Consider the following 22609-nt stretch of genomic DNA (forward strand, 5'->3'; position numbering starts at 1 on the left):
ATGAAAAAAAAGACAATTAAATTAATGCTAGTACTCTCGTTACTAGTGACTTTAGCAAGTTGTGGTACAGCGACGAATTCGTCTACCTCTACCTCAAAATCATCTAGTTCAACGGAAACTACTTCTACTTCTACAAATATAGCCACGACAACAACAGATGATAATGGCCTATTTGGAACCTACACAGCAGAAGATCAGGACAGTAACTGGGATGAAACGAGTGGAACGACTATCCAATTAAACAAAACTTCTATTAAAGTAGACGGTTCTGGAGCTTCTGCTACAGATAGCATTGTTACAATTACAGCAGCTGGAACTTATATCGTTTCTGGTACATTAACAGACGGGCAAATTAAGGTTAATGCCAGTAAAGAAGATACTGTGAGAATTATTCTAAATGGAGTTGATATCACTAGTTCAACAACATCTCCTATTTATGTTCAACAAGCTGATAAAATGATTCTGACCTTAGCTGATAAAACTGAAAATAAAGTTAGTGATGCAACTGAATATAGTTACCCAGATGCAACGACAGATGAACCTGATGCTGCAATTTTTAGTAAAGATGATTTAACAATTAACGGTTCTGGAGCTTTAAACATTTCCGGAAATTATAATAATGGAATTGCAAGTAAAGATGACCTAGTTATTACGGATGGAACGATTACAGTTGATGCTAAAAATCATGCTCTGCGCGGAAAAGACTCCGTTTCTATTTTAGCTGGAACATTTGTGCTTAAAGCTGGCAATGATGGAATTCAAGCCAATAATTCAGAGGATACAACGAAAGGTTGGATCGGAATTGATGGTGGTACCTATACAATCACAGCAGCTCATGATGGCATTCAAGCCGAAAGTTCCCTTTTAATTTCTAATGGGAATTTTACTATTAAAACAGGTGCTGGAAGTGATAGTCAAACTTCCGTAACTACGAATACAAGCACAACTGCAGAAAATTCTAACAGCTTTAAAGCGCTCAAAGCAACTGAACAATTAACCATTCAAGATGGCTCATTTACACTTAATGCCGAAGATGATGCTCTTCATACTAATGGCATTATTACAATCAATGGTGGTGAATTTTCTATTTCGACTGGTGATGATGGCATGCATGCAGATGATACTTTAACAATAAATGCTGGAACGATTGATATAAAAAAATCTTATGAAGGTCTTGAAGCAGCCTTCATTGTAATTAAAGATGGAACGATTCATGTTACTAGTTCAGATGATGGAATTAATGCAGCTGGTGGTAGTGATGGAACAACTGATGAGATTGGACCAGGAGGACAAAAAGACAATTTCAGTTCTGGTAGTGATTACGGTTTAACTATTACAGGTGGCCGAATCGTAGTTGATGCAGGCGGAGACGGTTTAGACTCAAATGGGGACATTGATATGAGTGGCGGAGTTGTTTTAGTCAATGGTCCAACAGATAATGGAAATGGTGCGATAGATTTTGATGGAACCTTTAATTTAAATGGCGGGACCCTAGTTGCATCTGGTAGCTCAGGTATGGCTGAAACACCGAGTACATCTTCCACTCAAGCCTCTTTAAATTTAATTTTTTCTAACACACAACAAGCCGGAACATTAGTTCACATCGAAGATGAAAATGGGGATGAAGTCCTAACCTTTGCTCCAACTAAGAATTTCCAATCCATTGTTATCAGTACTCCTGATATGCTACAAGGTAGTAAATACACATTATACTCTGGTGGTAGCCATTCCGGAACAACTACCGATGGATTATATCAAAATGGTTCTTACACAATTGGAACACAGCTGACAACTGCAACACTTACTGATGTCAGCACAAGTATTTCAGAAACAGGTGCTAGTATCACTACTGGCGGTATGGGAGGCGGAGGTGGACGCCCTCCTGGAAATAATTAAACAAAATAGTAAGTCAGAAAAGACTAGGGAAATTTTCCTAGTCTTTTCTTGCATAACAAAGATTCCTTTCTTAACAGACTTTAACCTCAATTAAGTGTAAACGGTTATTTCCCGAATATTCGTGTTTTTTCTTTATATTTTTCTAAAAAAGGCTTGCTTTTTCACCTAAAAACGAATATCATTAAATCTGTTCTTATTAAATATTCGTTTTTAGGAGGATTTACCATGTCAAACTTCTTTCGCTTGAAAGAAAATAATACCACGATTCAAACAGAAATTATCGCAGGACTAACGACCTTTTTAACAATGGCTTATATCATTGTTGTGAACCCTGTCATTTTAAGTGCTGCTGGAGTGCCTTTTAATCAAGTTTTTATGGCAACTATCCTAGCTGCTGTAGTCGGAACCGGTTGGATGGCCTTAGCTGCTAATTATCCGATTGGGATTGCACCAGGTTTAGGAATGAATGCCTACTTTGTAACAGTGGTTGCGAGTGGTGTTGATTACAAAACAGCTTTTGCTTCTGTTTTTATTGCCGGATTAATCTTCTTACTATTATCTTTTACAAGTTTACGTGAAAAATTAATTATCGCGATACCAGAAACGTTGAAATCGGCTATTACTGCCGGTATTGGCCTATTTATTGCTTTTGTTGGTTTACGTTTATCTGGTGTGATTGTAGCAGATGAAGCCAACTTAGTTAAATTAGGTGATCTACACAGTTTAGGTGTCATTTTAACATTAATCGGAATTATATTAAGTGTCATTTTAATGCTTTTAAATGTTCGTGGTGCGTTATTCATTAGTATGGTCGTTATTGCCTTTATTAGTTATTTTACAGGTCAAATCAAATTTGATGGCTTTATGGCCTTACCAAATTTTGGACATGATTTAATGATTACAAACCCAATCACTCCTTTTAAAGATGTGATTGAAAATGGATTATACGGTGCTGTTCTTTCATTCTTACTAATCACTATTTTTGATACAACTGGCACAATGATTGCTGTTACTAAAAAAGCTGGTTTGATGAAAGATGGTAATTTAGAAAATGCAAAACAAGCACTTCTAGCAGACGCTGTTGGAACAACAGTTGGTGCGGTTTTTGGAACAAGTCCAACTAGTGCCTATATTGAATCTGGAACTGGCGTTGCTGCAGGTGGTAGAACGGGTTTAACAGCTTTAACAATTGCAGTTATGTTTGCAATTTCAAGCTTCTTCTTTCCAGTTGTCAGTGCTATTTCAAGTGTCAGTGCCATTACCGCTCCAGCATTAGTTATCGTTGGTTCAATGATGATGGCAAGTGCTGCTGAAATTCATTGGGATGATTTATCCGAAGCTTTTCCAGCCTTTATCGTCATTGTCACAATGCCTTTAACAAACAGTATTGCAACTGGTTTAGCATTAGGGTTTATTACCTACCCAATAACTAAAGCTGTAACAGGCAAATTTAAAGATGTTCATCCACTCGTTTATGTTTTTGCCGTTCTATTCTTTATCCAAATGTTTTTCTTAGGCGGCCATTAATCAATTGGAATACTAAATTAAAAAAACTCCGACTAAATTAGTTTAGTCGGAGTTTTTTTAATCGTCTATTTTTGCAACCAGTGGGCAATAAAAAAGAGCACGTAAATATGGGCTGGATAAAAGTAATAAAAGAAATTACGCATACCACGACCTTTTTCCCCGTTGTATAAAATAATTGGAATACTTGCTAACCCCATCATCCATTGATAGTTTTCTGTAAAAGGATTCCCACCTGCACTAAAATAACTCAGTGCTGAAATAATCAATAAGGCTGCAACTTGTAAACTTTTTTTCCCATGGAACAAATAAAATAATACAGCTAAAACAACTAGTAAAAAGCCACCTTCTGTTGTTAAAACAGTCGGTACAAATAAAAATAGAATATTAAAAGCTAAAAAATTAACTTCTGGTAACCACATAATAAGAAAACCTGCTGCAATCGGTAAAACCATTAAAATAATTGCTCCTAAAACACTTAAAACTTGTTTCTTCTGCCACGCTGCTTTAAATAAATCAATTAAATACATATATAAAACACCTAAAAATATCGTTCCAAAAATATTATTAAAAATGCCTATCCCTTCAGCCACGTAACGATTGACCACATAATTTCCGATACTCATAATCCAAAAACCTACTAACAAGCGAAACAGATATTTTTTCTTGTTACGCGTATGAATATATCCTTCTGAACTAGTGAATAAAAAAATAGGTGCGACTAAACGCCCTAACCAATGAAACCAAAATGGTACACCCATCTCTAAGAAAAACTCTGCTATATGATCGAACACCATTAAAACAAGTCCTAATACTTTAAGTTGAAAACCTGTTAACCCTTTTTTTACCATCTCCATTTTGACACACTCCTTTATTTGCTTATTTTAGTATACAAAAATAAGCAAATAAAAGTCCTATGAAAAATCTTACAAATCAAGAAAATCAACTTACATTATTGTCATTTAAAAATAAAAAGCTCATTGAGCCGGTTAGCTCCGGCAAGAAAATAGGAAAAATTGATAGGACGCTTTTTGTCCTCTCGAATTTTTATCTTTTTCTCTAGGAGTTGGCTCATAAGAGCTAGCCTTGATAAAAAGCTCATTGAGCCGGTTAGCTCCGGCAAGAAAATAGGAAAAATTGATAGGACGCTTTTTGTCCTCTCGAATTTTTATCTTTTTCTCTAGGAGTTGGCTCATAAGAGCTAGCCTTGATAAAAAGCTCATTGAGCCGGTTAGCTCCGGTAAGAAAATAGGAAAAATTGATAGGACGTTTTTTGTCCTCTCGAATTTTTATCTTTTTCTCGAGGAGTTGGCTCATAAGAGCTAGGCTTAATAAAAAGAACCTGCTAGTTAAACTAGCAGGTTCTCATTTATATTTAGAATTAACGATTCAAAATCAGCTTAATTTATCGATTTCACCGTAATTATGCGTTAATTCCATATTCTCAAAATTCTGTTGACGCAATGCTTCATAAACTAAAATAGCCGCTGTATTTGATAAATTTAGCGATCGGACATGCTCATCATTCATAGGAATTCGTAAGCACTCTTGCTCATATTGACGCATAAATTCTTCTGGTAATCCTGTCGTTTCTTTTCCGAAAATAAAATAATGATCTAATTTAGAATCTGTTAAATCAACATCGCTATAGACTTCATGACCGAATTTTGTGATTAAGTGAAGTTGACCAGATTCAGCAACTTTCAAAAATGCGGCTAAATCTGAATGATAACGAATCGCCACATCATTCCAATAATCTAATCCCGCTCGTTTTAGTTGTTTGTCATCAGTTGAAAAACCCAGTGGTTCAATTAAATGTAACGTACTATTTGTCGCAGCACAAGTACGGGCAATATTTCCCGTATTTGCTGGAATTTGTGGTTCGAATAAAACAATATGATTTGGCATAATTTTTCCTCCAATAAAATAGGGTGCATTTAGACTTTAAACACAATACTTCCCGTAAATTAACTACTTTTTTCTTCTAACGTTTGAAGAGCTTGTTTAAACTCAACACGCGCTTCTTCATCTTCTTCTTTTTGGTACGCTGTTCTTAAAAATTCAATCACAGTGACATCTTGTTTTGCAACTATTTGACCAATTGCCCAGGCAGCTGTCCCTCGAATCACTGGTCTAGGATCTTCTTCAATACAGCGTAACAATGCTGGCAATGCGGTTTTATCCCGATAATTAGCTAATGCAATAATAGCATTACGTTGAATCGGTTTTTTCCCCCGCCAAGAACCAGCCATTACACCAAAACGTTGTTTAAACTCTTTGTTGCTAATGGATAATAAAGGCTGTAGTAATGGTGCAACATCCTCCGGTACAGGTTCCATTTCTTCATGAAAATGAAAATTTTTCCCTTTATTATAAGGACAAACCATCTGACAAATATCGCAGCCATAAATCACATGACCCATTTTTTTTCGATACTCAACAGGCATCATTCCTTTAGTTTGGGTTTGGAAAGATAGACATTTCTTCGCATTCATTCGCCCATCACCAAGCAAAGCCGTCGTCGGGCACCCGGTAATACACCGTGTACAATCACCACAACCATTTGCTACCGCTTCATCAAATTCAAATTCTAAATTCGTGATAATTTCACCTAAATAGACATACGAGCCAAATTCCTCGGTAATCAATAAGCCATTCTTTCCAATAAAGCCTAAGCCAGCTCGTTGTGCGACTGCTACATCAATTAATTCTCCAGTATCTACCATCGGCTTAAATAAGACTTCTTCCTTGGCTTCTTGCTTAATAAATTCAATTAGCCTAGCAAGTTTTTCTCTTAAAATATCATGATAATCAGTCCCCCACGAAGCCCTCGCAAATTGCCCTCGACGTTGGCCTTTGACTCGCTCAGGTGGTTCGTTCATCTTAGTTGGATAGGCCAATGCAATCGAAATAATAGAACGGGGTTCATCAAAAATTAATTCTGGATAAATTCGTTCCTTTATGACCGGATGCTCAAAACCGGAATGATGGCCTTTTTCTTGTTGTTCTTCAAGCTTTTTCTCTAAGTTGCTAAAAGGTTCTGCTGAAGCAAAACCAATTTTATCAATACCAATTCGTTGGCTTTCTTGAATAATCCGCTCTTTTAACGAAAGACTCGTTCCACTCATGATCACTCAACTCCTTTATTCAAACAAAGACGAATTTATTATTAGAATTTGTCTTGCTTATTTATATGCACGATCTAGACTTTCCAAAAAAAAGCAGAAAAAAACGCATCACTTCGGTGTCTAGCACTGCGAAATGATACGTTAGTGAAGCACATTCTCACTCACTAACTTTTATCAGAATCTGATGGATCTCTGATAAAAACGAATGAACTAAATAGCTTACTGATAATATAACACCACTATGGAACTGTTGCAACCCATTAGGGTCAATCAACCTATTGTAAGCGTTATCCATCTATTTCTTGTTCACATTTCATCCACATTTGACTACTCACTCATACCAATTAAAATACTTACATCAACTGTCACTTTTTTCAAGGGATTTTTTAAGGCAAAATCCTTTGCTGCTTGACTTGCTCCCCATGCTAAAGGAGTCATTTTCATTAAATCTGAGAATAATTCTGGCGTTAAATCAAAGCTATAACGACACTGTTCCACAGTAACCTTTGAGAAATGTTGGCTAAATTTGTTCACAACTGCGTCATTTTGATAGCTCTGTTTTGCTTCTTGATCTTGATAAAAAAGTTTTCTCAGCTCAATTAAATAGTCTGTATTTGGCACAACCTTAATAACCTTTCCATCATTTTTTAACAAGCGTTTAAATTCTTGATAATTAGATGGAGAAAAAATATTTAGAATTGTATCATATTGCTTAGATGCAAAAGGCGATTTAGCCAAATCTGCGACACACCAAAAAGCACTAGAAAAATGTGTACTTGCCAATTGGATGGCATCTTTAGAAATATCAAAACCTATTTTCGGCCCCTCTAGACCCAATTGAGTTAAATAATCTAATTGTGAGCCTTCTCCACACCCTACATCTAACAATGTTTTAATTTCTTTTGAATCTGTATTAATTAACGGATAAATTTGTTCCAATAGAGGATTAAATAAACCTGCTTGCGCAATTGAAAAACGTGGACTAAGCATCTCTTTATCATATTCATTTTTAGCACTCCCTGTTAAAAAATAAAGAGTCCCCTTTTTTGACACATCAAAACTATGACCATTCTCACAATTAAAACTAGTCCCTTTGATTTCATCAAACCTACTTTGACAAACTGGACATTGAAACAGCTGTTTCCAATTTGTTAAAAAATCAATTCCTTGATCAATTTTTTTCAAAATTCTGCCTTCTTTCTATGCATTCATTGCCATTTTTTCATTTAATCTTCTTATTAAAGGAACTAGCCATGAACTTAAATCTGGTAATGGATACCCTAATTCACTCATTTTTTGGCAATCAAGATACCAATCTTTTTCAACACTAAATGGCGACTGATTTTCATCTTGGTCTGATTCAATCACTAATGGCTCAACCTTAACCACTTCTTCAACCCAATTCATTAACTCATTCATCGAGATGATTTCTTTTGAACTTGCATTAATAATCCCTTTGAAATTTATGTCGATTAACCAAAGTATCACTTTAGCCACTTCGCTTCCTTTGATAAAACTCATTTGTGCCGATAAATCACGAACTAAAATCGTCTCTTCATTTCTTATTTTCCGAATATAATAATGCAGTCGTTCAGTATAATCGTCATCATCTAACACAATAGGAATTCGTAAAATAGCCACTGGAAAATCACTTGCTGCTACAAAGGTAGCTTCAGCTTGACGCTTCCCTTCAGAATAATTCAGTTCACTAGCAGGATCAATTATGAAGGTGTCTGGTCTAAAATCAGTCTCACTAAAGCCAATTTGTTCCCCTTCATATACTGATAATGAGGAAGTGAAAATATATTGTCCAACTTTCCCAGTTAAATAATCAATCGCAATTTGCGCTTCTTCTTTTGTATAGCAAATATTATCAATTACCACATCCCAATAGCTCTGACTAATTTCTTGCCAGCCACTACTCGTTGGATCTGTGCGATCTACCTTTATGCGGTTAACGTTATCACCAAAATCATCGGATCGTAATCCACGATTCGCTATCGTTACCAAATAGCCTTTTTGAATTAAAGCTTGTACAGTCTTTTGTCCAAAAAAGCGATTTCCACCAAAAACTAAAATCTTTTTCATCATCATTCACACCCTTTTTAGCTTTTTAATTTTATCAGTTTTCTCCAGTACTTTCATCCTATATTTTAGCACTAATCCTTCCCCTATGCACCATTAAACTAGTCGAAAAAACAGCTCTATCTATGTTACACTATAGTTATACAAAAAATAAAGGATGATTAATTATGGATAACATGAATATTTTATTTTTATCACGTTTAGCCTTGGCTGGTCTATTAGGTGGTATTATTGGCTTTGATCGAGAGTTTAGAGCGAAAGAAGCTGGCATCCGAACGCACTCTCTAGTTTGTTTAGGAAGTGCCCTTTTAATGATTATCTCTCAACATGGTTTTAGTGACGTTGTTGGGACACCTGGTTTTTCTTTAGACGTAAGTCGCGTCGCAGCACAAGTTGTTAGTGGAATCGGGTTTATCGGTGCGGGTATGATTATTATTCAAAAACAAAACGTCGTTGGGTTGACAAGTGCTGCTGGAATTTGGGCAACATCTGGCATTGGTTTGGCTGTCGGTGGTGGGATGTATATTGTCAGCATCGGTGCTACTATTTTAACTATTATTGGCTTTGAGTTTTCTGCCATTTTTTTCCGAAAAATTGACTATCATACAACAACTCTAACACTTTCTACAACAAAAGCTGAATCTATTCCTTTAGTTACTGGATTATTAAAAGAAAAACAAAAAGTCTATCAAAATTTTGAATCAAAACGTGAAATTTTCGAAGAAACCAAAGTATATCATATTTATTTTAGCATTCGCACTAAAAATTCTACTGAAGAAATGGAGCTAGTCGAAGCACTGCAAGAAATTCCCCATATTACTGTAGAAAAAATAAACTAGTAGGGAATGGTCAAGCTCTATCGATGAGATTTTAAGGATTCTTATGGTATACTATTTTTATAAAAAGGATGGTGTCAAATGAATACAGAAATTGCAAATTTTAATTACTACAACCCCACAAAAATAATCTTTGGTAAAAATCGAATCGAAGAATTAGCCACTTTGGTACCTAAAGATAAAAAAGTTTTACTTTTATACGGCGGCGGAAGCGTAGTGCGTTTTGGAACTCTTGATAAAGTCAAAGCAGCTTTAGCTGGCTATCAAATTGGTGAATTTGGCGGAATTGAAGCGAACCCTACCTATGAAACTTTGATGAAAGCTGTTGAACTAGTTAAACGTGATGGTTATGATTATCTTTTAGCTGTTGGTGGCGGTTCTGTTATTGATGGCACAAAGTTTATCGCAGCTGGCGCTTTATTTGATCGTGATCCAATTCATATTTTTGGAGCAGGTATTGGCGACAAGTTGCCAATCACAAAAGCTCTACCTTTTGGATCTATTTTAACCTTACCAGCAACTGGTTCAGAAATGAATAGTGGTGGTGTTGTCACTTTTGTTGAAAAAAAAGCCAAGCTTGGCTTTGGAAGTCCAGTGACATTCCCACAATTCTCTATTTTAGATCCTGAGTTAACCTACACTCTTCCAAAACGTCAACTTGCTAATGGTGTAATTGATTCTTTTGTCCATATAATGGAGCAATATATGACATATCCAGTTGGTGCAATGGTTCAAGACCGTTTTGCGGAAGGCTTATTGCAAACCTTAATTGAAATTGGACCAAAAGTAATTGATGAAACCAATCACGATTACAACCTAAGAGCAAACTTTATGTGGACTGCAACCAATGCTTTAAATGGTATTCTTTCGCCTGGCGTGCCACAAGACTGGGCTTCACACAGTCTCGGCCACGAGATTACAGCACTTTACCATATTGATCATGCCCGGACGTTAGCAATTGTCTTGCCTTCTTTATTAGAAATACGTAAAACTGAAAAATTAGATAAGCTCGTTCAATATGCAGAACGCGTTTGGTTGATTACTGATGGTACAGATGAGGAAAAAGCAACTTTAGCTATCAATAAAACACGTGAATTTTTCGAAAGTTTAGGAGCTCCGACTCATTTTAATGACTATGATTTAGATGCTGAGGTAGTGGATATTTTAGTTGACCAATTAGATAAACACGGTTTAAGTAAACTTTCAGAAAGACAAGACCAAACATTAGAAATCAGTCGTAAAATTTACCAAAACGCTCTATAAAATAGAAAAAAAGGAAGATGAGAAAGGATAATTATCCTTCCATCTTCCTTTTTAATATTTATTGCTCTATTTAATCAATTCGTACATAGCATCTGCGTAAATAATTGTTGCATTCACTAAGTCATCAATCGCCATAAACTCGTCTGTTTGATGCATGGTATCAATGCTATTAGGGAACATTGCTCCATAGGCAACACCACGTTCTAATAAACGTCCATATGTGCCTCCACCAATTGTTTTCTCTGCACCTTTTTCGCCTGTATGTTTTTCATAAACATCTAATAAAACTTTTACCATTGGATCATCCGCAGGTACATAGTGAGGCAGTTGGGCTTTTCCACGGCTTAATGTAATCCCATAGTCTGCTAATTGGTTGGTCAGTGAACTCTCAATCCCTTCAACAGTTACGCCTTGAGGGAAGCGGAAGTTTAAGACAATTTGTCCTCCTTTTTCTGGAGTAAATGTAAACACTCCTGGATTCATTGTCAAATCACCCATCACATCATCTACGTAATTTAAAGCTAATTTATGTGCACGAGAATCATCATGTAAATACTTAGCAGTTACTGCTAAATAATTTTTAGCATCGCCACCAAATGCATAACGAGTCAAGAAAGTCGCTAAGAATGTTGCTGCATTAATTCCACCACGCGGCTCCATTCCATGAGCGCCTTTACCTACAACAGTAAACGTCACTTGATTATCAGCTACTTCACACGTTCCAGAAATAGGATGTTGTTCAACAAAATCAAAGAAATCTGACTTCATTTTTTCAGCTTCATCGCTGATTACTACAGCAGATGCATCTTGAGGAACCATATTTTCACGTAAACCAGCATCAAAACGAACTAGTTCATTCGCTGCTCCTTGATTATCGCCTTTAAAATTTAAATAGACAGATAGAATTCCTTTTTCACCGTTAATAATTGGAAACTCAGCGTCTGGTGAGAAACCAAAATCAGGTTTTTCTTCAACCGATAAATAGTGGTCCATACACTTCCAGCCACTCTCTTCATCTGTTCCAATAATAAAACGAACTCTTTTAGAAACAGGTAAACCTAACTCTTTAATTATTTTAAGCGCATAATACCCAGCCATGCCAGGTCCTTTATCATCACTTGAACCGCGAGCATAAATTCGACCATCTTTAACAATTGGATCAAATGGGTCATGTGTCCAACCTGTCCCAACCGGAACAACGTCAACGTGGGCAAAAACACCTAACGTCTCAGAACCACTTCCATATTCAATATGTCCAGCTAAATTGCCAACGTTTTTAGTAATAAAACCATCACGTTCACCAATTTCTAAGAACTTCAATAAAGCTTCTTTAGGACCTGGCCCTACAGGAGCATCCTCTGTCGCTTTGCTATCATCTCTGACGCTATCAATTTTTAGCAGTGTAAATAAGTCAGCAAACATATCGTCTTTGCGGGCTTCTACTTCTTTTTTCCAATCGATTCCCATTTACAAACACTCCTCTATTTCTGAATTTCAACATCCTAATCATATCAATTTTCGGGCTATTTTACCATGCTTATCTGTATTTTTAGTCTGAGAAATAAATTTATTTTCAATTTTAACGAACTCCTCGTGCAAATTGGTTTATTTCATTCTATAATAGATACAGTATAGAGAATTCTCTCAATCTACTTAAAAGAGAAATAAACACTCTCAACACTCTATTAGGCTAGCTCTTTTAAGCCAACTCAACAAACTTTTGATAGAGCTACCCGGCTCAACGAGCTTTTTATTACAATCGGAGGCGTTAGTTATGCAAAAATTAGATCAAAACATTGTACAAGGTATTTTACCTAAACGAAAAAATGAAAGTTACAAAACAAATTATGGTCGTGTCCTTTTGATTGGTGGAAATGAAGAAATGGGCGGAGCAATTATGATTGCAGCCAGCGGGGCAGTCTATAGCGGAGCAGGTTTAGTTACTGTAGCTACTCATCCCAATAATCATGCAGCACTTCATGGACGATTGCCTGAAGCAATGGTTCTAAATGCATATCACTCTGAAAAATTGATCAATCAAATAAAAAAATCAGATGTAATTGTAATTGGACCTGGACTGGGCTTAGAAAAAGAAGCATTAGATATCTTGAAAACAGTCTTAGCAACTGCCTCTAGCCACCAACAAATTGTGATTGATGGATCGGCTATTACCTTAATGGCGCAAGAAAACTTAAAAACGCCAAAAGCTAAAACTGTCTACACTCCTCATTTGGGCGAATGGCAAAGACTAAGTAAACTAAAACCCGAAGAACAAACAAAAGACTTAAATGCTCACTTTAGAAAACAATTGAATGCAACAGTGGTTCTGAAAAAACACCATTCAGAAATTTATTTTGAAGATGAAGTTTGGCAAAATACTGCTGGAAATCCAGCAATGGCTACGGGAGGAATGGGAGATGCTCTAACAGGAATGTTAGCAGGATTTTTAGCACAATTTCCAAATCACAAAACAGCAGTCTTGGCTTCTGTTTTTCTGCATAGCTATATTGCCGATCAATTGGCTAAAACTCACTACGTAACCTTGCCTACTCAAATTATTCAACTAATACCAAAAACCATGAAAGATTTTGCTACAAAATTTGACTTTTAAAAAGAAGAGGAAAGAAATCAGATATCTGATTTCTTTCCTCTTCTTTTAATTTTCCTTTTGTATCCCTTGTAACAAATCCATTTCAGCTTCTGTCAAAGCTCGATATTCTCCTAAGTCCAACCTTTCATCTAATCGAATTGGGCCCATTGACAGACGTTTTAAATAAGTAACTTTTTTATCCACTGCCTCAAACATACGCTTGACTTGATGGAATTTGCCTTCATGAATCGTCACTTGAATTTGAGAAATTTTCTGGCTTTCATCTACTTCTAAAATGTCCAACTCCGCTGGCTGGCAGAGAAATCCATCATTTAATGTTAGTCCTTTTTCAAATTCAACTTGGTCTTCTTTTGTCACAATCCCCTGAATTGTAGCCTGATAGCATTTTGCCACATGCTTTTTAGGCGATAATAAGTTGTGGGCTAAAGTACCATCGTTCGTTACCAACAATAAACCCTCAGTATCTTTATCTAAACGACCGACTGGAAACGGGTCGAAAAGTTGTTCATTAGGACCCAGTAAACTAATCACTGTAGGATGAACATTATCAATAGTCGCACTTACAACTCCCTGAGGTTTATGGAGCATTAAATAAATAAACTCTTGATAGTGGACCTTTTCGTCTAAAACAAAAACCTGATCTACTTCTGGTTTAACTTGCTCTTTTCCATCCTTAGCGATTTTATCATTTATCCTGACTTGCTTCGCTTTAATGATACTTTTAACTGACTTTCTCGTACCAAAACCTGTATGAGCTAAAAACTTATCTAAACGCACGTTTTCCCCTCCAACTCTTTCTTCTCTACTAGTATAGAGAAAAAATAGCTAGATTTCAATATTCAATAAAAAGCTTGTTGAACCGTTCAGCTCTGACAAAAAAATAGGAAAAATTGATGTGGCGTTTTTTGCCACCTCGAATTTTTATCTTTTTCTCGAAGAGTTGGTTCAAAAAAGCTAGCCTAAATAAAAAGCTTGTTGAACCGGGTAACTCTATCAAAAGTTTGTTGAGTTCGCTCAGGCTCGAATGAAGAATAGGGAAATTCGATGTGACGTTTTTTGTCACCTCGAAATTTCATCTTTCTTCCGAGAGGCTAACTCAAAAAAGCTGGACTTGGCAAGAAAATAGGAAAAATTGATGTGGCGCTTTTTTCCACCTCGAATTTTTATCTTTTTCTCGAAGAGTTGGTTCAAAAAGTTAGATAAATCACTGACTATGAACTTGACCACATGAACAAATACTTTTTTCTTGCTGTTTTTTAGCTTGAATATACTCACATAATTCTGCTGAAATTTCATAATTCATAAATGGAGTCATTAAATAAATTCCATTAAATTCCTGACAAATTTCATCAATTAATTCTTTAGCAATTGTCATACCAACCTCTAAACCTCGTCCTTCTTCTTCAGCCATCCTCATTCGTTCTCTTGTTTCATCAGTCAATAGGATTCCTGGAACTTCATTGTGTAGAAATTCTGCATTCCGACTTGAAACCAAGGGAATGACCCCAATAAATATTGGAATAGTAACTCCTGCAGTTTTCATCACTTCTTTTAATATCTTGACTTTTTCACTATCAAAAATCGGTTGTGTGATGAAATAATCTGCACCAGCTTCTTGTTTCTTTTTCAAAAGGCGTCCAGCTTTTTCTAACCGAGGAATATTTGGATTAAATGCGGCTGCTACTTGAAAATTAGTTTTCTCTCGTAAATTCTTCCCTGTATAAGCAATTCCTTGATTGAAATTTTTTATTAACTTGATTAATTCAAAAGAACTTACATCAAATACTGAAGATGCGCCAGGAAAATCACCAACTTTAGCTGGGTCACCCGTTACCGCCAGAACATCTTGAATACCTAACTTATGAAAACCCATAATCTGCGAATTCAATCCGATTAAATTATGGTCCCTAGTTGTCAAATGAACCAAAGGCTGGATATCATACTCATATTTTAACATTGCACTTAAAGCCATATTGCTAATACGTGCGCTAGCTAAAGAATTATCGGATAATGTAATCGCATCAACCCCAACTTCTTTCAAACGAGCAGCACCTTTAAAAAAAGCAGTTGTATTAAAAGTACGCGGCGGATCTAATTCAACCAATACTGTAAACTCTCTTTGAACTTTATCTAGTAATCGCTCTTTTCCCGTTTCTTGTTTAGCTTGAAACCTGTATGTGGTTAAAGCTTTCACCTTTTTTTGAGCAACTAAATCTAACGTAGTTAAACCTTCGCGATAAGCTGCAATGTGTTCTGGAGTTGTACCGCAACAGCCACCAATTAAACCCACTCCCTCTTTTCGAAATAATTCACCAAATAATTTAAAATAGTCTGTTTCTTTTTGATAAACAATCCGTCCATTCTCCATTGTAGGAAAGCTAGCATTAGGATAAGCCGCTAAAACTTTCCCAGGAATTAAAGGCACTGATTCAAAAGATTGAGCCATAAAATGTGGACCTAATAAGCAATTCGTCCCGACAACATTTGCACCCAAATCAGCTAGTTCCTCTAAAGCTGTTGCTAATGACTGTCCATTTGCTAATATACCAACTTCGTGAATGGATACATTTGCAATAATGGGAATATCCGTAGCTTCTCTTGCAATTGCTAGAACCGTTTTCAGCTCATTTAAATCATAGTATGTTTCTAATAAAATACCATCAACACCACCTAATAATAAACAATACAATTGCTCCTTAAAACTACGACTAATTTCTTCCATACCAGGATCATGTATTTTTGTATCAACTGCTCCATAGATACCACCAATCGTCCCTAAAATAAACGCTTCTTTATCCCCTCGCGCTTCTTTGGCTAGGGTAATTCCAGCTCGATTAATTTTCTGAACTTGATCTTCTAAACCATACCGAGCCAATTTAATATAATTGGCTCCATAGGTATTCGTTTGAATAATATCTGCACCAGCTGCAAGGTAATCTTGATGAATTTTCAAAATAGCTTCTGGATGAGAACAATTTAATTCTTCATGAGAGCGATCAATACCATATTGATAAAGTAATGTGCCCATTGCTCCATCAGCAATCAATAATTTAGTCCCTAAAACTTCTTTTAATCCCAATCCAATCGCCTACTTTCTCCTTTCAGCTACCTATTCCTTCTAATAGCTTGCTCGAATAATTTTTGTTGCCTCAACCATTTTTTTCAAGGCTTCAATTGTTTCTGGCTCTTTTCTCGTTTTTAAACCGCAATCAGGATTGATCCAAAATTGATCAATTGGAATTACCTTTAACGGACGTCTAATATTTACTAGAATTTCTTCAACACTTGGAACTCGCGGACTATGAATATCATATACACCTAATCCGATTTCCTTGTCATAGGTATTTTTTTCAAAAGTCGAAATAATTTCACCATGACTTCTCGAAGCTTCAATTGAAATCACATCTGCATCTAGCGCATCAATCGTTTCGATTACATCATCAAATTCTGCATAACACATATGTGTATGAATTTGCGTATCATTGGCTACCGAAGTAGTCGTTAATTTAAAAGAATATACGGCTGCATCTAGATAAGCTTTCCATCTTTCACGCTTCAATGGCAATCCTTCTCTTAAAGCCGGTTCATCCACTTGAATAATTTTAATTCCTGCTGCTTCAAGGGCTTCAACTTCTTTTCGCAAAGCTAACCCGATTTGATTTCCAACTGTGGCTTTTGGAACATCGTCTCGTACAAAAGACCAATTAATAATCGTTACTGGAGCTGTCAACATCCCTTTAACTGGACGTTTAGTCAGAGATTGAGCATAGACACTTTCTTTAACAGTAATCGGTTCAATAAAAGCAACATCTCCATAAATTAATGGCGGACGAACCGCTCTTGATCCATAAGATTGAACCCATCCAAATTTTGTCGCTTGAAAACCAGCTAGTTTTTGACCAAAGTATTCAACCATATCAGTGCGCTCAAATTCCCCATGAACCAAAACGTCTAAGTCTAGCTCCTCTTGAATTTTAATCCAACGAGCTATCTCTTGATTAATATAGCCTTCATAATCAGTTTTTGATAAATCCCCTCTCAACCATTCTGCTCGTTTTTTACGAACTTCAGGTGACTGAGGGAAACTTCCAATTGTCGTCGTTGGCAAAATCGGTAAATTTAACCAGTCCTTTTGTACCTTAATTCGTTCAGAAAATGGCGCTTTTCGCTCAACCTTTAATTTTTCTAAATTAAGAATAGCCTCCTTAACCGCTGGATTATTTCGCTGAGAAGAATGATTTAAAGCCTCGTTATTCCTTTGATTTTCAGCTAATTCTTTTGAGATACTTTCTCTACCATTGTTAACAGCTTTGGTTAATAAAGTTAGTTCGATTAATTTTTCATCTGCAAAAGCTAATCCACCTAGTAAAACTGGATCTAACTCTTTTTCACTTTTTTTCGTAATCGGGACATGCAATAAACTATTAGATGGTTGGAGCCATAATCGTTCTGGTGCAACTTGTTTTAACAGCTGCTTAATTAACTCTAATTTCTCGGCTAAATTACTTGCCCATACATTACGTCCATCAATAATTCCGGCAGCTAAGATTTTATCTTCCGGGAAGCCATTTTTTTCAATCGCTGCTAACGTTTCGCCATGATCATGAATAAAATCTAAACCAATAGCCTCTACTGGAAGAGTGACAACCGCTTCATAAGCATCTACACTTTCAAAATAAGTTTGCAACTCGATTTTCAAATTTGGTGCGGCTTTTTTTAAATCTTGGTAGGTCTTTCGATAAAGTTCAATATCAGCTTTAGCCTCTCCCGTTGCTAAATAGGGCTCATCAATCTGCACCCATTCTACTCCGGCAGCTTCAAGTTCTTTTAATAATTGCTGATAAAGTGGAATGAATTTTTTTAATAAAAGTGGAAATTCTTTTGCTTGATAGCCTTTACCTAGTTTCAAGTACGTAATAGGTCCTACAATAACAGGTTTCCCTTCAATACCTAACTCCTCTTTAGCTTCTAAATAATAAGTTAAAGCTAAGTTCTCTTTTAATTCTGGCTGTGCATGCTCCAATTCAGGAACAATATAGTGATAATTGGTATTAAACCATTTAGTCATTTCTGATGCTACACCTGCTTTGCTCCCACGAGCTAATTTAAAATAAGTCGTTAATTTGCTCTCATTTACGGCTTCTTTTTGAAAACGTTGGGGAATCACATTAAAAGCAATACTTGTATCTAAAATATGATCATACAAAGAAAAATCAGCCACAGGAATCAAATCAATCCCTTGTTTTTTTTGCTTCTCTAAAGCCGCTAAACGAATTTTTTTAGTTGTCGCTACTAATTCCGCTTCAGTTAATTGACCATTCCAAAATTTTTCTAGTGCACGTTTCCACTCGCGCTTCTCTCCCAGACGTGGATACCCTAAATTTGAACTTTTTACTTTAGTCATTGTTTCACCATTCCTTTTCTATTTTTATTTATTAGGTAGCATAGCTGAAATAAATCCCTCAATTCGTTTCGATCCCGATCCTTGGAAAAATAGTTCTGGTGTTCCTTCAAAAAGAATTTCTCCATTTTCTAAAAATAAAATTCGATCGGCAACTTCCCTTGCAAAGGCTAAGTTATGAGTGACAATAATCAAAGAATTTCCTTCCTCAACTAAGCCACGTAAGACACTTAATACTTCTGCTTCTAATTCTGGATCAAGCGCGCTAGTCGGCTCATCAAACAATAAAAATTCGGGATTCATTGCAAGTGCTCTCGCAATCGCGGCTCTTTGTTGTTGTCCTCCCGACAATTCATCTGGATAACGATCAACTTTTTCTGCCAAACCAACTTTCTTTAATAACGCTCTGGCTTTGTTTTCAGCTGTGACTTTAGACTCCTTTCGAACATAGACAGGCCCTTCCATTACATTTTTTAAAATCGTTAAATGCGGGAATAAATGGAAACCTTGAAAGACCATTCCAGTTTTTCGTCGCAAAGCTAAGACATCCTTTTGCTTTAATTCCTTTGTAAAATCAAAATAACTAGCACCTAAAGATAACGTTCCATTTTCAGGAATTTCTAGCAAATTAAGACATCGTAATAAAGTCGACTTTCCTGAACCTGATGGACCTACAATTACCGTTGTGCTTCCTGTTTCAAAACTTAAATTAATCTCCTTCAGTGCTAACTGTTCATTAAATTTTTTACTGATTTGCTTTACTTGCAACATGTTTTATCACCTATTTCCGAATATGCTTTGACGTAGCAATCTCTAATTTCCCTTGTAAAACAGTTAAAAATGTACAAAAAACTAAATAGATAGCAGCAACTAAAGAATACAACAATAACGGTTCGTACGTTCTTGAGGCAATTTGTTGCCCTACCATAAACATTTCAACAATTGTAATACTAGAAGCTAAGGAGGTATCTTTGACTAAACCAATAAACGTATTGGATAAAGGTGGAACACTAATTCGTAAAGCTTGTGGAGCAATAATTCGCCAAAGTACCATTCCTTTTGACATGCCAATCGAATACGCTGCTTCCCATTGGCCTCTCGGAATTGCTAAAATAGCCGAGCGAATAGATTCTGAGCTATATGCACCCACGTTTAAAGAGAATGTAATAATGGCCGCAGCCCATGCACTAAATTCAATACCCGCTTTTGGTAATCCGAAAAAGACAATAAATAATTGAACTAAAAGTGGCGTGCCTCGAAAAATCCAAACATAACCAGCAAAGAAAAATTTTAATACACGTAACTTTGATAATCGAACTAATGCTGTTACAACTGCAATGAGTAGACCTAATGTAAATGCAATCAAAGTCAGCGGAATTGTAATCAGTAATCCAGCTTTTAAAATTGGCCAAAAAGAAGTTACTAGTAATTCAATCGTCTCACTCACAAAAAGTTCCTCCTGTTCTTCGAATTCTAACCTCTATTTTCAGTTACTTATTTTCTGTAATATCTTTCCCAAAGTAAGTAATTGAGAGTTTACTTGTGATTCCTTCTTTTTTCAATTCAGCTAAAGCACCATCGATAGCTTTGGTTAATTCAGGATTATTTTTATTTGTAATTGCAGCAATTTCACTCGTAGCAATAGCTTCATCAATCAAGCGAATTTTGTTCTCTGGCTTTTCCTTCTGATAATAGAAGAACGTCACATCATCATTCACTGTCCCATCCGCCCTATTCCCTAGAACTAGTTCAATTGACTGAGCAAATCCATCAGTTGGTACGACTTCGGCACCTAATTTTTCAGCATCTTGAGCATAGTTACTTGAAACTGTTTGAGCGCTTTTTTTCCCTTTCAAATCAGCTAATGTCTTAATTTCTGAATCTTCCTTAACAGCCAAAGTAGCATGTGAATATGCATAGGGATTCGTAAAATCATATTTTTTCTGTCGTTCTTCTGTCACCGAAACATTATTAAAGACAACATCATATTTATTTACATCTAACCCAGCAATCAAAGAGTCCCATTTTGTTTCAACAAACTCAGCCTTAACCCCAATTTTTTTAGCAACGGCTTCTGCTAATTCCACTTCAAACCCTTTTAACTGATCTTTTTCATCATGAAAATTAAATGGTGGAAAGGTTCCTTCAATACCTACCTTTAACGTGCCCGCCTTTTTTATAGCGGCTAAACTATCAACATTTTCTTGATTATCTGCTGCTTTTTCTGACTGGCCACATCCAATTAAAACAAAAATACCCACTAGTAAAAAACTGATTAACCACACAATTTTATTTTTTTTCATTTCATTTCCCCCAATTTTATTCATTCTGCAAACTACTTCTTAGCCAGATCCAATGCTTGTGCTAAGTCATTAATTAAATCATCTACATGCTCAATTCCAATTGCAAAACGAAACAATCCAGCGCTAATCCCAATTTTTTCTTGTAATTCAATTGCGTAGGATTCATGGGTCATTGTGCTAGGATGGCATACTAAGCTTTCTACTCCGCCTAAACTAACGGCTAAATCAAACAAATCCAGTTCCTCCACAAATTTTAACGGGTTATACTCCTCGGTCAATTCAATTGAAAAGACCGAACCGTTTCCACGTGTTTTTTTTTCTGAATAGCAGCTTCTTCTGGAGAAGCTGATCCCGGATAATTTAATCTAGCAATAGCTTCATGTTCTTTTAGAAAAGCTAGAATTTTAACTGTATTCGCTTCTTGACGATCCATTCGCACACTTAACGTTTTAATGCCACGAATTAGGCTATAAGAGTCAAAAGGACTTAAAATATTTCCCAATGTATTTTGTAGATGTTTGATTCTAGCTGCCAATCCACTATCAGCGACAGTAAGTAAACCTGCAATAACATCAGCATGCCCACTTAAATATTTCGTTGCTGAGTATAAAACAATATCAGCTCCTAATTCAAAAGGTTTCTGTAAATAAGGTGTAGCAAAGGTGTTGTCTACAATAATTAATATTCCTTTTTGATGGGCAATAGCTGCCAACCTTTGAATATCTGTCACTTGCAACAAAGGATTAGACGGCGTTTCAATAAATAAAGCTTTAACCGTTGTATCTATATCCTCTTCTGACAATAAGTTAAAGTCATCAACTAATTCATAGCTTAATTCTTGTTGCTGAAAAACAGTGTCTAAATAGCGATAGGTTCCCCCATACACATTGCTGTTCACTAAAATTTTATCTCCTGATTTGAATAAATTAAACGCAGTCGTCGTTGCTGCCATCCCAGAAGCAAAAGCAAAACCATAATCGACACCTTCAATTTTGCTGATTAATTCCTCCAATGCATTTCTAGTAGGATTCCCACCACGTCCATACGCATAAGTTTGATGCTCTTCAATCGATGGTTGTACATAAGTGGAGGCTAGATAAATAGGTGGAACAATGGCTCCATTTTCATTATTTTTAGCTGGAATTCCTTGAACAATTAACGATTCTATTTTCATTATTTTGACCCTCCTTTTATTTTAATGAACAAACATTTTTCTTATAAACAAAAAAACGTCCTTGAATACATGCACTATGCATGATTCAAGGACGGGAGTTTATCTGTATAAACCAACGTGGTACCACCTTGTTTTACGAAAATATCACTATTTTCGCCTTACCAAGTACTTAAAATCACTACAGATTTTGCATACTCTGGCGCTATAACGGGCGCTCCCGTTTTGACCTTACTGATAGTAAACAATCAGCTCACCCAATCCACTCAGAGACCATCTTCTGTTCTGCATCCATTGTCCTTTTTCAGCTAACGGGACTCTCTGTAAAACTTCTGCGCAAACATACTCTTCTCTTCAAAGTTGTTTTAAAATTAGAATTAAATTAGATTTG

20 protein-coding genes are annotated in these 22609 nt (G+C 36.1%); 5 read left to right on the plus strand and 15 right to left on the minus strand.

The window, feature by feature from the left end; genetic code table 11:
- On the plus strand, positions 1-1896 hold the full coding sequence (locus MHI00_RS11125; RefSeq protein ID WP_341113669.1) for a carbohydrate-binding domain-containing protein: 1896 nt from the start codon (positions 1-3) through the stop codon (positions 1894-1896).
- A 225-nt stretch (positions 1897-2121) separates the two neighbouring features.
- Positions 2122-3423 carry an NCS2 family permease gene (locus MHI00_RS11130; protein WP_229251749.1) on the plus strand — a complete coding sequence of 434 codons (1302 nt, stop codon included), beginning with the start codon at positions 2122-2124 and terminating at the stop codon, positions 3421-3423.
- Between the two features lie 65 nt (positions 3424-3488).
- Here the strand turns inward: MHI00_RS11130 and MHI00_RS11135 are convergent, their stop codons facing one another.
- From MHI00_RS11135 to MHI00_RS11160, 6 genes are all read right to left on the minus strand, one after another.
- Complete coding sequence (locus MHI00_RS11135) at positions 3489-4277, minus strand: TraX family protein (protein ID WP_015075914.1); 789 nt, start codon at positions 4275-4277, stop codon at positions 3489-3491.
- A gap of 132 nt (positions 4278-4409) precedes the next feature.
- The gene (locus tag MHI00_RS11140) at positions 4410-4643 is read right to left on the minus strand and encodes a hypothetical protein (protein WP_341113672.1); all 234 of its coding nucleotides are present in this window, start codon (positions 4641-4643) and stop codon (positions 4410-4412) included.
- Positions 4644-4815: 172 nt separating this feature from the next.
- A complete protein-coding gene (trmL, locus tag MHI00_RS11145) occupies positions 4816-5328 on the minus strand; it encodes a tRNA (uridine(34)/cytosine(34)/5-carboxymethylaminomethyluridine(34)-2'-O)-methyltransferase TrmL (protein WP_010054105.1) in 513 nt (170 codons plus the stop codon).
- A 59-nt stretch (positions 5329-5387) separates the two neighbouring features.
- Positions 5388-6548 carry a tRNA epoxyqueuosine(34) reductase QueG gene (gene queG / locus MHI00_RS11150; RefSeq protein ID WP_015075913.1) on the minus strand — a complete coding sequence of 387 codons (1161 nt, stop codon included), beginning with the start codon at positions 6546-6548 and terminating at the stop codon, positions 5388-5390.
- Positions 6549-6875: 327 nt separating this feature from the next.
- Complete coding sequence (locus MHI00_RS11155) at positions 6876-7733, minus strand: methyltransferase domain-containing protein (protein WP_010054102.1); 858 nt, start codon at positions 7731-7733, stop codon at positions 6876-6878.
- A 15-nt stretch (positions 7734-7748) separates the two neighbouring features.
- Positions 7749-8636, minus strand: coding sequence for an NAD-dependent epimerase/dehydratase family protein (locus tag MHI00_RS11160; protein ID WP_341113678.1), 888 nt, complete (start codon positions 8634-8636; stop codon positions 7749-7751).
- Between the two features lie 164 nt (positions 8637-8800).
- Between MHI00_RS11160 and MHI00_RS11165 the strand changes: the two genes are divergently transcribed.
- On the plus strand, positions 8801-9472 hold the full coding sequence (locus MHI00_RS11165) for an MgtC/SapB family protein (protein WP_010054099.1): 672 nt from the start codon (positions 8801-8803) through the stop codon (positions 9470-9472).
- 78 nt (positions 9473-9550) lie between these two features.
- On the plus strand, positions 9551-10732 hold the full coding sequence (locus MHI00_RS11170) for an iron-containing alcohol dehydrogenase (RefSeq protein WP_341113680.1): 1182 nt from the start codon (positions 9551-9553) through the stop codon (positions 10730-10732).
- A 66-nt stretch (positions 10733-10798) separates the two neighbouring features.
- On the opposite strand, the gene pepV is transcribed toward MHI00_RS11170, so the two are convergent.
- Complete coding sequence (gene pepV / locus MHI00_RS11175) at positions 10799-12199, minus strand: dipeptidase PepV (RefSeq protein ID WP_135054557.1); 1401 nt, start codon at positions 12197-12199, stop codon at positions 10799-10801.
- A 307-nt stretch (positions 12200-12506) separates the two neighbouring features.
- On the opposite strand from pepV, the gene MHI00_RS11180 reads away from it, so the two are divergent.
- Positions 12507-13343, plus strand: a complete 837-nt coding sequence (locus tag MHI00_RS11180) for an NAD(P)H-hydrate dehydratase (RefSeq protein WP_341113684.1) — start codon at positions 12507-12509, stop codon at positions 13341-13343.
- Positions 13344-13388: 45 nt separating this feature from the next.
- Here the strand turns inward: MHI00_RS11180 and MHI00_RS11185 are convergent, their stop codons facing one another.
- The 8 genes from MHI00_RS11185 to MHI00_RS11220 form a co-directional block, all read right to left on the minus strand.
- A complete protein-coding gene (locus MHI00_RS11185) occupies positions 13389-14120 on the minus strand; it encodes a pseudouridine synthase (protein WP_341113686.1) in 732 nt (243 codons plus the stop codon).
- Between the two features lie 427 nt (positions 14121-14547).
- A complete protein-coding gene (locus MHI00_RS11190; RefSeq protein ID WP_341113687.1) occupies positions 14548-16422 on the minus strand; it encodes a bifunctional homocysteine S-methyltransferase/methylenetetrahydrofolate reductase in 1875 nt (624 codons plus the stop codon).
- A 39-nt stretch (positions 16423-16461) separates the two neighbouring features.
- On the minus strand, positions 16462-18747 hold the full coding sequence (gene metE, locus MHI00_RS11195; RefSeq protein WP_287429983.1) for a 5-methyltetrahydropteroyltriglutamate--homocysteine S-methyltransferase: 2286 nt from the start codon (positions 18745-18747) through the stop codon (positions 16462-16464).
- 24 nt (positions 18748-18771) lie between these two features.
- The gene (locus MHI00_RS11200; protein ID WP_056999923.1) at positions 18772-19515 is read right to left on the minus strand and encodes an amino acid ABC transporter ATP-binding protein; all 744 of its coding nucleotides are present in this window, start codon (positions 19513-19515) and stop codon (positions 18772-18774) included.
- A 10-nt stretch (positions 19516-19525) separates the two neighbouring features.
- Positions 19526-20191: an amino acid ABC transporter permease gene (locus MHI00_RS11205; RefSeq protein ID WP_057001505.1), complete on the minus strand. Its 666-nt coding sequence runs from the start codon at positions 20189-20191 to the stop codon at positions 19526-19528.
- A 43-nt stretch (positions 20192-20234) separates the two neighbouring features.
- Positions 20235-21047, minus strand: a complete 813-nt coding sequence (locus MHI00_RS11210) for a transporter substrate-binding domain-containing protein (RefSeq protein WP_081039757.1) — start codon at positions 21045-21047, stop codon at positions 20235-20237.
- Between the two features lie 32 nt (positions 21048-21079).
- The gene (locus tag MHI00_RS11215) at positions 21080-21280 is read right to left on the minus strand and encodes a PLP-dependent transferase (RefSeq protein ID WP_445662553.1); all 201 of its coding nucleotides are present in this window, start codon (positions 21278-21280) and stop codon (positions 21080-21082) included.
- Between the two features lie 41 nt (positions 21281-21321).
- Positions 21322-22221, minus strand: coding sequence for a trans-sulfuration enzyme family protein (locus MHI00_RS11220; RefSeq protein ID WP_341113695.1), 900 nt, complete (start codon positions 22219-22221; stop codon positions 21322-21324).
- Positions 22222-22609: the final 388 nt, after the last annotated feature.

It is taken from the genome of Carnobacterium sp. FSL E2-0243, assembly GCF_038003605.1.
Classification (GTDB): Bacteria; Bacillota; Bacilli; order Lactobacillales; family Carnobacteriaceae; genus Carnobacterium; species Carnobacterium maltaromaticum.

Excerpts from the sequence above, each read along its gene's own strand:
- MHI00_RS11125 (WP_341113669.1), top strand. The coding sequence starts at position 1 with ATGAAAAAAAAGACAATTAAATTAATGCTAGTACTCTCGTTACTAGTG.
- MHI00_RS11130 (WP_229251749.1), top strand. The coding sequence starts at position 2,122 with ATGTCAAACTTCTTTCGCTTGAAAGAAAATAATACCACGATTCAAACA.
- MHI00_RS11135 (WP_015075914.1), bottom strand. The coding sequence starts at position 4,277 with ATGGAGATGGTAAAAAAAGGGTTAACAGGTTTTCAACTTAAAGTATTA.
- MHI00_RS11140 (WP_341113672.1), bottom strand. The coding sequence starts at position 4,643 with ATGAGCTTTTTATCAAGGCTAGCTCTTATGAGCCAACTCCTAGAGAAA.
- trmL (WP_010054105.1), bottom strand. The coding sequence starts at position 5,328 with ATGCCAAATCATATTGTTTTATTCGAACCACAAATTCCAGCAAATACG.
- queG (WP_015075913.1), bottom strand. The coding sequence starts at position 6,548 with ATGAGTGGAACGAGTCTTTCGTTAAAAGAGCGGATTATTCAAGAAAGC.
- MHI00_RS11160 (WP_341113678.1), bottom strand. The coding sequence starts at position 8,636 with ATGAAAAAGATTTTAGTTTTTGGTGGAAATCGCTTTTTTGGACAAAAG.
- MHI00_RS11165 (WP_010054099.1), top strand. The coding sequence starts at position 8,801 with ATGGATAACATGAATATTTTATTTTTATCACGTTTAGCCTTGGCTGGT.
- MHI00_RS11170 (WP_341113680.1), top strand. The coding sequence starts at position 9,551 with ATGAATACAGAAATTGCAAATTTTAATTACTACAACCCCACAAAAATA.
- pepV (WP_135054557.1), bottom strand. The coding sequence starts at position 12,199 with ATGGGAATCGATTGGAAAAAAGAAGTAGAAGCCCGCAAAGACGATATG.
- MHI00_RS11180 (WP_341113684.1), top strand. The coding sequence starts at position 12,507 with ATGCAAAAATTAGATCAAAACATTGTACAAGGTATTTTACCTAAACGA.
- metE (WP_287429983.1), bottom strand. The coding sequence starts at position 18,747 with ATGACTAAAGTAAAAAGTTCAAATTTAGGGTATCCACGTCTGGGAGAG.
- MHI00_RS11200 (WP_056999923.1), bottom strand. The coding sequence starts at position 19,515 with ATGTTGCAAGTAAAGCAAATCAGTAAAAAATTTAATGAACAGTTAGCA.
- MHI00_RS11210 (WP_081039757.1), bottom strand. The coding sequence starts at position 21,047 with ATGAAAAAAAATAAAATTGTGTGGTTAATCAGTTTTTTACTAGTGGGT.
- MHI00_RS11220 (WP_341113695.1), bottom strand. The coding sequence starts at position 22,221 with ATGAAAATAGAATCGTTAATTGTTCAAGGAATTCCAGCTAAAAATAAT.